Origin of the sequence: Martinezella tropici (assembly GCF_008370325.1) — a bacterium.
Taxonomy (GTDB): Bacteria; Pseudomonadota; Alphaproteobacteria; order Rhizobiales; family Rhizobiaceae; genus Rhizobium; species Rhizobium tropici_B.
Genome location: NZ_VNIP01000014.1, coordinates 69,853 through 82,866, shown reverse-complemented (window position 1 = coordinate 82,866; position 13,014 = coordinate 69,853). Strand labels below are relative to the sequence as shown.

Sequence of the window (13,014 nt, the reverse complement as noted above, 5' to 3'; positions counted from 1 at the left end):
TTTGTCGTTTTACGAAGCGGCAAGAGCAAGCGGGGTGAGTTTACTCAGGATGCGATCCGCCAGCGCAATCGCCTGAGTACGCTGTTCGGTGATCGAGCTCGATTCCCAGGCAACGCCTCGAAGCGGATGACCGATGGCGCTGATGTTGCGATGGACACGCCCTTCTTCGGAAATGACGTCGCCCTCTGGCGTGGCATCGATGCCAAAGCCGGTGCTGTGCGGGCTGACCTCGCCACTTTCGACAAGGTTCCTGACAAAGGGATCGGAAATGCACCGCCAGTCATGCAGCTGATGACCACGGCAATCGATGACGCCCCCGAAGGAACGCCTGTGAGTGCCCGATCGCGTCTTCAACGTGGCTGCGATCAAGCCGCCGGCGGGCTTCAGCGCAAGCAATCTTGCGGGCTGATGTTGGAACCGTCCCTCGGCAATCGCATCGGTGACAGCACGATAGCTGTCGGGTGCTGCCCGATGGGCCGTCACGTCCCAAAATGCGCGCAAGTGGCGGGCAAATCGCGATCTCTCCGCATCACCAGCCTTCTGCCACAGAGGCAGAATGTAGGGCCGGATCGCTAGCGGCAGCGCCTGCCAGTCCTTGGCTGCAGCGGCCAAGGCGCGGCGCTCGGCCTTGACAACGGACAGCAACGCCCGTGCCGTCGTCGGCAAAGGTCCTTCGGCGAGAAAATCACGTTCGAGCTCGGCATTGCGCCGAACTTCGATCAACTGCCCTCGCCGGGATATCGCCTGATACCGGCCGCGAAAGCCGCGCGCCTCCAGGCTGGCGACCGCATCGACCATCGACAGGCTCGACCCGATGAGCAGGATTTCGCCGGCATCTGCCACACGATCCAAGGCGGCGACATCCCAGGGAGACGCCGCAAAAGCCGGGTGATCCGCAACGGAAGCTTCCCGCGGGCTGAGTGGAGGCTGGAAAACACCAAGCGCCAGGATCACTTCGTCCGCCTCCAGCGTCTGACCCGCGCTCGTCGTGATCCGCACTTTGTGTGGAGCGGAAACGAGGTTGGTCGCCGAAGCCCTGATATGACGGAATGTCGATCCCGCTCGTGCGCCCGCGATCGCACGGCTCAGCTCGTCGCGGACATAGGTTCCATAGAGGCAGCGCGGCGGGAAGCTACCGGCGATATCGGCGGGCGGTGTCCAGCCGTATTGGGAGGCATTGCCGGCGAGCCAATGAACCAGATGGTCGGGTTCTTCCGGATGAAGTGAGAATGTGCTCGCCGGCCCGTTGACGAGATGAACCGCCTCGGTCGTGCTGTAGGCCACCCCGCGCCCGAGCTCCTCGCGAGGCTCCAGTATGGTGATCCACAGCGGCACTTCCGTTCGGTCGAGCAGCTTGATCGCGGTCAGGGCGCCAGCAAAGCCGCCGCCGATGATGACGATGGAATGATGCGAATGCGGGTCGATGTACATGGCTCAGAAGACCTTGCCTTCCTCCAGATGCGTCGTGGTGCCGTTGATGTAATAGTCGCCCACCACCCGCGCCTTGTGCAGCAGAGGGTTATGGTTGAGTACGGTGCGGATGTTGCGCCAGTGGCGGTCGAGATTGAGATGGCGCGATGTCGCCGAACCGCCGCCGAGTTCGAAGACGTTGGTCGCGGCGGCAAGCGCGAGTTGCGATGCGACGATCTGGGTGCGCGCCGTGGTCAGCGCGCTTTCGACCAATGCCGTTTCCAGTATCTGCGGATCATCGCCTGCAAAGGCCTCGGCCGTCCGATCGAGCGCGCGGGCGCTTTCGCGGATCAGCGTATCGACAGCGAAGGAATTGGCTGCGACCTCGCCCAATATCTTTTGCACGAAAGGATCGGCATTGGCTGTCTCGGCTGCACTATGAGCGGCCGAGCGGGCCTGTCTGCACACATATTCGGTGCCGTCATTCAACGCACCGCGCACGGCACCTGCCATCGAGGCGGCGAGATGAAGCTGGCGCAGCGTGGACGTATGCCGGTCGATGAGAGTGCTGAGCCCACGCCTTGAAATCTCCTGCGGTAGGACTTCGACGTCTTCGAGAAGCACGCCGCCACTTGCGGTCAGGCGCTGCCCCATACCATCCCAGTCATCGAGAATGGTGATCCCCTTGCGATCGACCGGCAGCAATACGCTGACGAGCTGGTCTTCATCATCCTTGGCGCTGAACGAGGCAAAATCGGCGAATGCTGTACCCGTCGCATACCATTTGCGTCCGTTCAGCCGAAAGCTGTCGCCGGATTTCGTCAGCCGCGTCGTCACTTCGCCCGGACGTTTTGTCCCCTGCTCCGTATGGGCGCCACCGAAGAGCTTTCCCGCCAACACGCGGGCAAGCTGCGTGCGATCGATCGCACTGCCGGGATTGAGCAGCAGCGCCTCGGTGAAATTGAAATGGCTCCGAAGCGCATGGGCGACATTGGAGTCGGCTGTGCCGATCGTCATGACCATTTCGATGTAGTCGAGCACCGATCCGCCAGGCCCGCCAAGGCTCGTCGGTATGCGCAACGCGCCAAGACCTGCTTGCCTGAAAAGCTCGAATGCTTCGTGTGGCAGCTCACGTTCGAGGTCCCGTCTTGCCGCGCCTTTCGCGATCTCCGCGGTAAGGTCCGGCACTCTTGCAAGCAGCGTTGCCCGATCGGTCATTGCGGGAGCGGAAGGTATGGCTGATGTAGCGATAGTGGGCATGAACGGTTCTTTTGCGCCGGAAGGAGAAGGCCCAGCTCAAGCAGGGCCTTGGGCTTGGTCGTTACGCGACGGCGCGGGCAAGCGGCACGACGTTTCCGGCATCGCCGGCAACACTCACCGGAACCCGGCCCTCGACCGGATGGCTCGGATCATTGAAGCCCGGCGTGGACGGATGGCCTGTCGTGACCAGACGGTCGACCAGAGCCTCGTCCTCGGCAGTAAGCTTGACATCGAGAGCTCTTACATAGCTGTCCCAATGCTCTTCCGTGCGCGGCCCCGTGATCGCCGAGGTGATCAGCCTGTTGTTCAGCACCCAGGCGATGGCGAATTCGGTCGGCGAGATCTTCTTGGCGGCGGCATGCGCGGCAATTTCCTGGGCGATGGCGATGGATTCGGGACGCCATTCGGTTTCGAGAATGCGCTTATCGCCGCGACCGGCGCGCGTGTCCGCCGCCGGTGCCTGACCCGGCTCATACTTGCCCGTCAGCACGCCACGCGCCAGTGGTGAGTAGGATACGACGCCGAGACCGTAGTGATAGGCGGCCGGCAGCTGTTCGGCCTCGGCGGTGCGGTTGACGATATTATAGAGCGGCTGGCTGGCGACCGGCCGGTCGATGCCGAGTTGGTCGGCAAGATGTGAGACTTCCGCGATGCGCCAGCCGCGGAAGTTCGAGACACCGAAGTAGCGCAGCTTGCCCGCGCGGATGAGATCGGCAATCGCACGTACCGGCTCCTCCAGCGGCACGTCGAAGACGGCGCGATGGAAATAGAGGATGTCGATATAATCGGTGTTGAGGCGGCATAGCGAGTTCTCAACCGTCTCGATCACCCACTTGCGGGAATGGCCGCCGAGATTGGGACCTTTCGTGTGGGAATTGACGAACTTCGTCGCCAGCACCCAGTGATCGCGGCTTGCTTTGATGCCACGGCCGACGACCTCTTCCGATTTGCCATCATGGTAGACATCGGCGGTGTCGATGAAATTGATGCCCTGGTCACGGGCCTTGTCGATGATGCGGAAGGCGACATCGTCGGGCGTCGGGCCGCCGAACATCATCGTGCCGAGGGTGAGAGGCGATACCTTCAGCGCACTGCGCCCGAGATAGCGATAGTCGACCATGTCATTTCTCCATTTCATTCTGCGTGATGGCAGGCAACCGCGTGGCCGGTGCCCATTTGCCGGTAGGCCGGATCATCGGTCCGGCAGATGTCTGTTGCGAGCGGACAGCGCGTGTGAAAGCGACAGCCGGACGGGGGATTGTGAGGGCTCGGCAGATCGCCGTTAATCGGTGCGGCCTGCTTGCGCCGCGACGGATCGGGCACGGCAGCGAGGAGCGCCTGTGTGTAAGGATGCTTGGCATCGCTCCAGAGCCTCGCCGTCGGCGCGCTTTCGACGATCCGGCCGAGATACATGACCAGCACACGGTCGGCGAAATAGCGCACGACCGAAAGATCGTGGGAGATGAAGAGATAGGAAAGCGATAGCTCCGTCTTCATCTCAACGAGAAGATTGAGGATCTGCGCCTGGATCGAGAGATCGAGTGCGGAAACGGGCTCGTCGCAGATCACAAGTTCCGGCTGCAGGATCAGTGCACGGGCAATGCCGATGCGCTGGCGCTGGCCGCCGGAGAACTCGTGCGGATAGCGATCGAGCGAATCCGACGGCAGGCCGACATGAGCGGCCATCGAGGCGGCAATCGCATCGCGGCTCTTGCGATCGCCGATACCGTGGACCGCAAGCGGCGCCGTCAGGATCGTCCGGATCGTCTGGCGCGGATTGAGGGAGGCAAACGGATCCTGAAAGATCATCTGGATATGCCGGCGGATCGACTGCAATTCCTTGCCCGACATCGCAGCAACGTCCCGTCCCTTGAAGGTCACGCGGCCGGAGGTGGGATCGATGAGACGCATCAGGGATTTGCCAAGGGTCGACTTGCCACAGCCGGATTCGCCGACGAGCGCCACCGTCTCGCCTTCCAGGATCTCAAGCGATACGTCATCCACAGCCCGCACCGTTCCAGCCGCAGCCGGATAGTGCGTGGAGAGCCTATCGACCGACAGAAGCGACATGGGCTCTCTCCGCAATGGCTGGAACATAGGGGCAAGCTACCTCACGGTTGGCCGAAACCTCGATGAGCGGCGGCACGGATTGCCCGCAAGCCGATCGCGCCACCGGACAGCGCGGCCGAAACGAACAGCCCTGCTCGCCGGCCGCCGAGACGATCGAGCCGCGGATCTCCGTCAACGGTCCATCGCGATAGTGATAATCGGCTTTCAGCCGCGGCGAAGCGGCAAGCAGCCCTTGCGTATAGGGATGATAGGGCGTCTCGAACAATGCGCCCGGCAGGCCCTGTTCGATCTTCCGGCCGGCATACATGACGACGACACGATCGGCCCATTGCGCGACGATGCCGAGATCATGCGTGATGAGGATCACGGCCATGTTGAGCTGGCTGCGCAGGCGATCGAGCAAGTGCAGGACCTGTGCCTGGATCGTCACGTCGAGCGCCGTCGTCGCCTCGTCGGCGATCAGGAGCCGCGGATTGCAGGCAACGGCGATAGCGATCATCACACGCTGACGCATGCCCCCCGAAAGCTGATGCGGATAGTCGTCGACCCGCTTGCCGGGCTCCGGGATGCCAACAAGGTCAAGCAACTCGATCCCGCGTTGGCGCGCCTGCTTTCGGCTCAATTTTTCATGAATGCGCAGCACTTCGATGATCTGGTCGCCGATCGTCAGCACGGGATTGAGCGACGTCATCGGCTCCTGAAAGATCATGGCGATGTCGTGCCCACGAATGCCACGCAACTCTCTTTCGGACAGTTTCATGAGGTCGCGTCCGTCAAAGACGATCTCGCCTGCGGTTTTGGCATGCCGTGGTAGCAGGCCCATCAGGCCAAGCGCCGTCAGCGACTTGCCGGAACCGGATTCGCCAACGATCGCCAGCATCTCACCGGCTGCAGCGCTGAAGCTGACACCCTTGACCGGCTGTGCACTGCCAAAGCCGACCGAGAAATCGCGAACGTTCAGAAGTCCCGGCATCAGCGCTCCTCCGAGAAGCGTGGATTAAGGGCGTCGTTCAGGCCGTCGCCGATCAGATTGAGCGACAGGACCGTGAAGACGATGGCAAGGCCCGGCAAGGCGGTGAGGTACCAGGCCGTGCGGATGACATCGCGGCCGGCGCCGATCATGGAGCCCCAAGAAACGCGATTGGGATCGCCGAGCCCCATGAAGGACAGCGCCGATTCCATCAGGATCGCGCTTGCGACCATGACGGAAGAGGTCACGATCAGCGGCGGCAGGGCATTCGGCAGGATTTCCCGGAAGATGATGCGGGCGTGGCCGAAGCCGAGGCTGCGGGCGGCGAGCACGTAATCCTTCTCGCGAATGGCGCGGAATTCGGCGCGGGTTAGGCGCGCAACCGTCGGCCAGCTGACGATGACGATCGCAATGGTCACGGTCGATGTGGTCGGCTGGGCGATCGCGACCAGCACCACAAGGAGAACGAAGCTCGGTATGGTCTGGAAGATCTCGATGAGCTTGACGAGGAGATCATCGACCAGACCACCAAAATATCCGGCAAGTGCGCCAACGGTCACACCGGCACCAAGGCCGAGCAAAGTCGCAGCGATGCCGACCGTCAGCGAGATCTGAGCACCGTGCAGAATGCCAGCAAGAACATCGCGACCCATGGAATCCGTGCCCAGCGGATAGGCCGGATTCTGCCCCGGCCACAGGAAGGGCCGTGCCACCATCTCCAGCGGATCGCCAGGATACAGGATCGGCGCAAGCAGGGCCGCAAGTATGATGCCGACAAGAACAGCTATGCCGAAGAGCGCATTGGGGTTGGCAAGAAAGATCCTGAGTTCGCGCCGCCGCCCCTGCCAACGCCCACCCGAGACGGCCGTGGTGCGCGCGTCGGGTGCGTGGATATGGGTCCAGCGGCGTTCTGGAACGGGCGTAGCCTTTGCCGGCGTTTCGGATACCTTGGCACTGAAGTCGCGCGCGGTTTCCGTATGGACCTTGAGCTCCTGCGCTTTCATCGGCTTGCTCCGATCCTGGGGTCAAGCCAGGCTTGCAGAAGGTCGACCGTAGCGTTGGCGATGATGACGAGAAGTGAGGAGAGAAGCAGGATGCCGAGGAGCACACTGAAGTCGCGAGCCATGACGGCCTCGAAGGCCAGTCGCCCGAGGCCGGGCCAGCTATAGACGGTTTCGACGACGACGGCGCCGCCGAGCATGCCGCCGAAATGCATGCCCGCCATGGTGGTGATCGGGATCAGCGCATTGCGCAGCACATGCCGCGTCGTCAGCACGAAGGGCGACACACCCTTCGCCCGCGCGGTGCGGACAAAATCCTGCGATTTGACCTCCAGCATGGCGGCTCGCGTCAGTCTCGCATAGATGGCGAGATAGAAAAGGGCAAGCGATATGGCCGGCAGAACCATGTAGCGCGCCCGGTCCAGCAGTGCCGGCAGGCCGGTGAGCCGCGAGCCGATGGTGCCATCGCCACCGCTTGGCAGCCATCCGAGCTTGACGGAAAACAAGAGGATCAGCATGAGGCCGATCCAGAAACCCGGGATCGAATAGAAGAGCAGCGAAATAATCGATATCAACCGGTCCGGCAGCCGTCCGGCAAAGCTTGCCATCAGCGATCCGAGCGTCAGACCGATCACGATTGCAAAGATGAGCGCCGCCAGCATCAGGGTGAGCGTCCCGGGCAGTCGCTGGCCGATCAGATCTGCCACCGGAATGCCATACCGCGGCGAAAAGCCGAGACTGAAATGCGCAAGATTGTTCAGATAGTTCGCCAGCTGCACGATGATCGGATTGTCCAGGCCGAAGCGTTCGCGCAGGGCCGCCATCGTCTCGACCGTTGCCGAGCCGGCTTCGGCGGCCATGACGTCGGCCGCATCACCTGGCGCCAATTTCAGCAGGAAGAAATTCAGGATGACGATGCCAAGCACCGTCGGCACCGCCTGAATGGCCGTCCGGCGTAGTGTTCGCCCAATCCGCATGTAAGCCGACATCGAAACTCCTCGGCAGCGTCATCGAATTTCTCATCATCGCGTCGCAATATTAGTTGACTAAATCTGTAGGTTTTGTCAAATCAGTATTGGTAGATATTTCCAGAATTTCTCGAAAGCGCCGCTCTATTTGGAACTTAATCGCTTAATAATGATATTTTGTGGTTATTTTTCCCAATAATCGGATTGTCGGAACAAACAAAACCCACAAGAGCGGGCTCCTCGGGAAGATAAAACCAGCCGCCGCTGGCAAGTCGCAGCACGGCCACCGACATGCGAGGCAATCCTAAATGATCAAACTTCCGGCTATCACCCGTCGCAGTTTTCTACTCTCCTCGGCAGCGCTCGGCGCATCCGTCATGACAGGAACCGCCACATATGCGGCCCCATCCCGCGGCGGCTCGGCGACCCTCCTGCTCGCCGCCGAACCGCCGGTTCTGACGACGATCGCTCACACGGCCTACAATTCGGTCTATGTGTCACCGAAAGTGACGGAGGGCCTGCTGACCTATGATTTCGACCTCAACCCGCAGCCGCTGCTCGCCAGGCAATGGACCGTTAGCGACGACGGCCTGCGTTACACTTTCAAGCTGCGCGATGGCGTCAAATGGCACGACGGCAAGCCGTTTACCGCCGACGATGTTGCCTTTTCGATCAGGACCCTCAAGGACGCTCACCCACGCGGGCGCAATACGTTTCTCAACCTCGTCGACGTAGAAACGCCAGATCCTCTGACCGTGACTCTGGTGTTGTCCAAGCCTGCCCCCTACCTGATCACGGCGCTTGCCGCATCGGAGTCTCCGATCGTTCCGCGCCATCTCTATGAAGGCACGAAGGTTGCCGAGAATCCGGTCAACCTTGCCCCAATCGGCACGGGCCCCTTCAAATTCAAGGAATGGGTGCGCGGCAGCCACATCGTCTATGAACGTAATCCCGATTATTGGGATCAGCCCCGTCCATATCTCGACCAATTGATCGTCCGCTTCATCCCGGATGCCGCTGCCCGCTCCATCGCGATCGAAACAGGCGAGATCGATCTGGCGCCATCGACGCCCGTCCCCTTAAGCGATCTCGAGCGCTTCAAGACCGTGGAGAGCCTCGCTTTCGAAACGCGCGGTTATCAATATGCGAACGGCGTCAGCCGCATCGAATTCAATCTTGAGAAACCGGTTTTCAAGGATGTCCGCGTGCGGCGGGCCTTTGCGCATGTCATCGATCGGAAGGTGATCCGCAATACGATCAATTATGGCTATGGCGAACCGATCCCCGGGCCGATCAATCCCAACCTCACGAAATGGTATGTTGCCGATCTGAAGACCTATCCGATCGACATTGCCGCGGCGGAAAAGCTGCTGGATGAAGCCGGTCACCCGCGTGGCTCGGACGGCATACGCTTTCGCCTCAATCTCGATTATGTGCCGAGCGGCGAGCCCTATATTCGAGGCTCGGAATATATCCGCCAGGCGCTCGCCAAGATTGGCGTCGAGGTAAGCGTGCGCAGCCAGGATTTCGCCACCTATACCAAACGCATCTATACGGATCGCGATTTCGATTTCGCCTATGAAGGAATGAGCAATCTCTTTGATCCCACGGTCGGCGTGCAGCGGCTTTACTGGAGCAAGAACTTCAAGCCCGGCGTGCCCTTCTCCAATGGTTCCGCCTATAGCAACCCCAAGGTCGATGCCCTTCTTGAGGCCGCCGCCATCGAAGTCGATCCCAAAAAGCGCGTCGAACAATGGCGCGAGATACAGCAGATCCTCGTCGAGGACCTGCCGGCGCTCGATATCGTCAGCCAGCCGGAGCTCACCATCTACAACAAGCGTATCGCCGATCACACGCTCGGCGGCGAAGGCATAGCCGGCAGCCTTGCCTACTCCTATGTCGCAACCGCCTGAGGCATCGAAAGCGAAGAACGCCATGTCCATCCAGCACGCACCCGGCTCCATCGTTGGCCTGCCGAAATTCGCCGCACCGACCGATTTTCCGGAAAGCCCGCTATCGCAGGCGTTGAAGCAGCCCGTTCTGCTGGGCCTCTTCCTGCCGATCCAGGCTGGAGGCTGGACGCAGTCGACCCTGGAGCGCTCGACCGACTGGCGCTTCGACTATAACAAGGCGCTGACGGTGCGCGCGGAGGAGCTGGGTTTCGATCTGGTGTTTGCGCTATCGCAATGGCTTCCCAAGGGCGGCTACGGCGGCGTCTTCGACGGCCAGGCACTCGACAGTTTCGTTTCGACCGCAGCGCTTGCGGGCCTCACCAAGAAGATCATGCTCATATCGACGATGCATGTTCTCTACGGACCTTGGCATCCGCTGCACCTTGCCAAGTTCGGCGCCACGCTCGATCACATCACCGGCGGCCGCTGGGGTATCAATGTCGTCACCGGCCACAGGGCCGTCGAGCACGAAATGTTCGGCTGGCAGCGCATCGAGCATGACAGGCGCTATGAACTCGCAGCGGAATTTCTCGAAGTCGTCCAGCGTCTATGGAGCGACGACGAGAATTACTCCTTCGAAGGTGAAAGCAGCTGGAAGCTCGGCGGCGGTTTCGTCACGCCGAAGCCGAATTTCGGCCGGCCGATCCTGGTGAACGCCACCGGATCCGATGCAGGCATCGCCTTTGCCGGCCGCTACTCGGATATCATCTTCATCACCAGCCCCACGGGTGCCGACATCGACAGCGCCCTCGCCTCCCTGCCAGCGCATACGAAGAGGGTGAAGGATGCCGCAGCCGATCTCGGACGCAGCGTGCGCACCCTGCTCAATCCGATGGTCATTTGTCGACCGACCGAGAAGGAGGCATGGGAGCTGGCGGACCGGATCGTCGCCCATGCCGATCAGCGCTCCCCGCAGGGCTTCCAGTCGCTGAATTCCGACGCCCAGGCATGGAAGGGCCGCAACCCGCAGGATCCCTACCGCTTCATCGGCGGCAACATCCGCGTCATAGGCTCACCGGAACAGGTGGTCGACCAGTTCCTCAAGCTCAAAGCGGCTGGCGTCGACGGCCTCCAGCTCAGCTTCTTCGATTTCCGCGACGATCTGGAATTCTTCGGCGAGGAAGTCCTGCCGCTGATGAAACAGGCCGGGCTTCGCAACTGAAAGGAACGACCATGACCAGCAATGCCATTTCCGAAATCTGGTACACACGCTGCCCCGTTCCGACCCCGGTCGGCCTTGCAGCACAGCTCGGCTATCTCGAAGACGGCTTTCGCAGCGAAGGCGTAACCCTGAAATCCATCATCGACTCTCCGGACAGGAACATCCGGCAGAGCCATTTCAACCACACGCTCGATTGGTCCTTCCGCCATGGCGGCAACGTGCCACCCATTCGCGCGCGCTCGGAAGGGCGCCGCACGCGCCTTGTCGGTATTACATGGACGGACGAGTTTCAGGCAATCATCACGCTGCCGGAAACTGGCATCAGGACGACCAGGGATCTCAAGGGTCGCCGCTTCGGCATTGCCCGCCGCCCGGAAGGGATCGTCGACTTCATGCGCGCCACGGCGCTCAAGGGCCTTATCTCGGCTTTGTCACTTGAAGGCTTCTCCATCAATGATGTCGAGATCGTCGAGATTGCGCTTGCCGATTCCGTGCTCGCGAGTCAGGAAGGCCCATGCCTCTTCGGCCTGAAGCGCCGGCAGGCCTATGGCGAAGAGATCGCAGCGCTGTTGCGCGGCGAGGTGGATGCTATCTATGTCAAGGGAACCGCCGGGATCAACGTCGCCAATCTCATCGGCGCGGTGCAGGTTGCCGAATTCGGTTTTCATCCCGATCCGAAAATCCGCATCAACTCCGGCTCGCCGCGGGTGCTGACGGTCGATGACCTGCTAGCCGACGAGCGACCAGATCTCGTGCGCAAGCTGATCGAGGCGATCTTCAAGGCAAGCGCCTGGGCGGAAGCCCATCCGGAAGAAACCCGTCGCTTCGTGGCGCGTGAATCCGGAGCGACCGAAGAACAGGTTCTTGCCGCCAACGGTCCGGATATCCATCGCCACCTTGGCCTGGGACTGGAGCCGGACCTGGTTGACGCCGTCGAGCACTACAAGAACTTCCTGCGTGACTTCGGTTTCCTGGCCGGCGATTTCGACATTGGCGAGTGGGTCGACCGCCGCCATATCGACGGCTTGGTCCAACGTGCCGTCGCCTAAACCGCGTTGTAACGAGATGACAGAGACCACCGATGATCTGATCGGCAAGGCAAAAAACCTTGCCGAGGATTTTTCCAGAACAGCCGCGCATCACGATGCGACGGGTGCCTTTCCCTTCGAGAACTTCGACCGGCTTTTCGATGCCGGCCTGCTCGGCCTCGTCAGCGACCGAGACCATGGCGGTCACGGCGGGGGCCTGACATCGGCACAGGCCGTTATCAGCGAGATCGCCCGGGGCGAGCCGTCGACCGCGCTGGTGCTTGCCATGCACTACACCTCGCATTTTGCCATCCGCCGCTTTGGCAAATGGCCAAAGCATCTGGCCGAGCACGTGCTCTCGGCAAACAGGCAGGGCGTGGCACTGATCAACAATGCACAAGCCGAACCGCGCATCGGTTCGCCCGCCCATGGCGCCCTGCCCGAGACGATCGCGCGCCGTGACGGCGATCGCTGGCGCATTTCCGGCCATAAGAGCTATGTGACCGGCATCCCCATCCTGAAATGGGTATCGCTTCTGGCAGTAACCGACGAGGAGGAACCGCGCCTTGCCTCGTTTCTGGTGCCGACCGATGCCGCCGGCTTTCGGATCGAGAAGAGCTGGAATGCGGCCGGCATGCACGCCACGGCGAGCGACGACATCATTCTCGAAGACGTATCGATCCCGATTGACGATGTCATCGAGGCGCAGCCCACGACGGAACCGATCCGCCGCAACGAACATGCCGCTGCCTTCTTCTTTGGCCTGCTGGGTGCGGTTTATCATGGCGTCGCCAGCGCTGCCCGCGACCGCGTTCTTGCCTTCGCCAGCAGCCACACGCCCGCGAGCCTTGGCACGGCGATCGCGACGGCGCCGCGCATCCAGGACGGACTCGGAGAAATCGAGGTGCGGCTTGCGACGAATGCTCGATTGCTGCGCTCGCTTGGAGAGGATGTCGATGCAGGCAGACCGGTCGGCATGGACGGCATGCATGTTCGCCATGTCGTCATCGACAACGCTGTCGCGGTCACTAGCCTTGCGCTCGAGCTCGCCGGCAATCCCGGCCTCAACCGCGACTTCCAGCTCGAACGCCATCATCGCGACGCGATCACCGCCCGCTCGCACGCGCCGCAAAGCCATATGATCCGGACGATTGCAGCGCGGAATGCATTGAGCCGGCTTGGATAGCCGGCTC

12 protein-coding genes are annotated in these 13,014 nt (G+C 61.5%); 4 read left to right on the top strand and 8 right to left on the bottom strand.

What is annotated here, in order from left to right; genetic code table 11:
• Positions 1-9: 9 nt before the first annotated feature.
• The 8 genes from FP026_RS26030 to FP026_RS30355 all read right to left on the bottom strand — a co-directional run bounded on the left by FP026_RS26030 (position 10) and on the right by FP026_RS30355 (position 7,972).
• Positions 10-1,431: an FAD/NAD(P)-binding protein gene (locus FP026_RS26030; protein WP_149637475.1), complete on the bottom strand. Its 1,422-nt coding sequence runs from the start codon at positions 1,429-1,431 to the stop codon at positions 10-12.
• A 3-nt stretch (positions 1,432-1,434) separates the two neighbouring features.
• Entirely contained in the window at positions 1,435-2,670 is a 1,236-nt protein-coding gene (locus FP026_RS26025; RefSeq protein WP_149637474.1) for an acyl-CoA dehydrogenase family protein, read from the bottom strand.
• A 61-nt stretch (positions 2,671-2,731) separates the two neighbouring features.
• Positions 2,732-3,790 (bottom strand): aldo/keto reductase, encoded by a 1,059-nt coding sequence (locus FP026_RS26020; protein ID WP_149637473.1) that lies wholly within the window; start codon positions 3,788-3,790, stop codon positions 2,732-2,734.
• Positions 3,791-3,804: 14 nt separating this feature from the next.
• Entirely contained in the window at positions 3,805-4,740 is a 936-nt protein-coding gene (locus FP026_RS26015) for an ABC transporter ATP-binding protein (protein ID WP_149637472.1), read from the bottom strand.
• A complete protein-coding gene (locus FP026_RS26010) occupies positions 4,718-5,713 on the bottom strand; it encodes an ABC transporter ATP-binding protein (RefSeq protein WP_149637471.1) in 996 nt (331 codons plus the stop codon). Before FP026_RS26010 ends, FP026_RS26015 begins: the two co-directional genes overlap by 23 nt.
• Positions 5,713-6,714 carry an ABC transporter permease gene (locus tag FP026_RS26005; protein WP_149637470.1) on the bottom strand — a complete coding sequence of 334 codons (1,002 nt, stop codon included), beginning with the start codon at positions 6,712-6,714 and terminating at the stop codon, positions 5,713-5,715. Before FP026_RS26005 ends, FP026_RS26010 begins: the two co-directional genes overlap by 1 nt.
• Entirely contained in the window at positions 6,711-7,700 is a 990-nt protein-coding gene (locus FP026_RS26000; RefSeq protein WP_149637469.1) for an ABC transporter permease, read from the bottom strand. Before FP026_RS26000 ends, FP026_RS26005 begins: the two co-directional genes overlap by 4 nt.
• 134 nt (positions 7,701-7,834) lie before the next feature.
• Positions 7,835-7,972 (bottom strand): hypothetical protein, encoded by a 138-nt coding sequence (locus tag FP026_RS30355; protein ID WP_188112691.1) that lies wholly within the window; start codon positions 7,970-7,972, stop codon positions 7,835-7,837.
• A gap of 15 nt (positions 7,973-7,987) precedes the next feature.
• Between FP026_RS30355 and FP026_RS25995 the strand changes: the two genes are divergently transcribed.
• The 4 genes from FP026_RS25995 to FP026_RS25980 are packed head-to-tail and all read left to right on the top strand — an operon-like array spanning position 7,988 to position 13,007.
• Positions 7,988-9,592, top strand: a complete 1,605-nt coding sequence (locus FP026_RS25995) for an ABC transporter substrate-binding protein (RefSeq protein WP_149637468.1) — start codon at positions 7,988-7,990, stop codon at positions 9,590-9,592.
• Between the two features lie 22 nt (positions 9,593-9,614).
• Positions 9,615-10,793, top strand: a complete 1,179-nt coding sequence (locus FP026_RS25990) for an LLM class flavin-dependent oxidoreductase (protein WP_149637467.1) — start codon at positions 9,615-9,617, stop codon at positions 10,791-10,793.
• Between the two features lie 11 nt (positions 10,794-10,804).
• On the top strand, positions 10,805-11,842 hold the full coding sequence (locus FP026_RS25985) for an ABC transporter substrate-binding protein (RefSeq protein ID WP_149637466.1): 1,038 nt from the start codon (positions 10,805-10,807) through the stop codon (positions 11,840-11,842).
• A gap of 16 nt (positions 11,843-11,858) precedes the next feature.
• Positions 11,859-13,007 carry an acyl-CoA dehydrogenase family protein gene (locus tag FP026_RS25980; protein ID WP_149637465.1) on the top strand — a complete coding sequence of 383 codons (1,149 nt, stop codon included), beginning with the start codon at positions 11,859-11,861 and terminating at the stop codon, positions 13,005-13,007.
• Positions 13,008-13,014: the final 7 nt, after the last annotated feature.

What these genes read in the sequence shown, in the direction of transcription:
- FP026_RS26030 (WP_149637475.1), bottom strand. Translation starts at nt 1,431, where the DNA reads ATGTACATCGACCCGCATTCGCATCATTCCATCGTCATCATCGGCGGC.
- FP026_RS26025 (WP_149637474.1), bottom strand. Translation starts at nt 2,670, where the DNA reads ATGCCCACTATCGCTACATCAGCCATACCTTCCGCTCCCGCAATGACC.
- FP026_RS26020 (WP_149637473.1), bottom strand. Translation starts at nt 3,790, where the DNA reads ATGGTCGACTATCGCTATCTCGGGCGCAGTGCGCTGAAGGTATCGCCT.
- FP026_RS26015 (WP_149637472.1), bottom strand. Translation starts at nt 4,740, where the DNA reads ATGTCGCTTCTGTCGGTCGATAGGCTCTCCACGCACTATCCGGCTGCG.
- FP026_RS26010 (WP_149637471.1), bottom strand. Translation starts at nt 5,713, where the DNA reads ATGCCGGGACTTCTGAACGTTCGCGATTTCTCGGTCGGCTTTGGCAGT.
- FP026_RS26005 (WP_149637470.1), bottom strand. Translation starts at nt 6,714, where the DNA reads ATGAAAGCGCAGGAGCTCAAGGTCCATACGGAAACCGCGCGCGACTTC.
- FP026_RS26000 (WP_149637469.1), bottom strand. Translation starts at nt 7,700, where the DNA reads ATGTCGGCTTACATGCGGATTGGGCGAACACTACGCCGGACGGCCATT.
- FP026_RS30355 (WP_188112691.1), bottom strand. Translation starts at nt 7,972, where the DNA reads ATGTCGGTGGCCGTGCTGCGACTTGCCAGCGGCGGCTGGTTTTATCTT.
- FP026_RS25995 (WP_149637468.1), top strand. Translation starts at nt 7,988, where the DNA reads ATGATCAAACTTCCGGCTATCACCCGTCGCAGTTTTCTACTCTCCTCG.
- FP026_RS25990 (WP_149637467.1), top strand. Translation starts at nt 9,615, where the DNA reads ATGTCCATCCAGCACGCACCCGGCTCCATCGTTGGCCTGCCGAAATTC.
- FP026_RS25985 (WP_149637466.1), top strand. Translation starts at nt 10,805, where the DNA reads ATGACCAGCAATGCCATTTCCGAAATCTGGTACACACGCTGCCCCGTT.
- FP026_RS25980 (WP_149637465.1), top strand. Translation starts at nt 11,859, where the DNA reads ATGACAGAGACCACCGATGATCTGATCGGCAAGGCAAAAAACCTTGCC.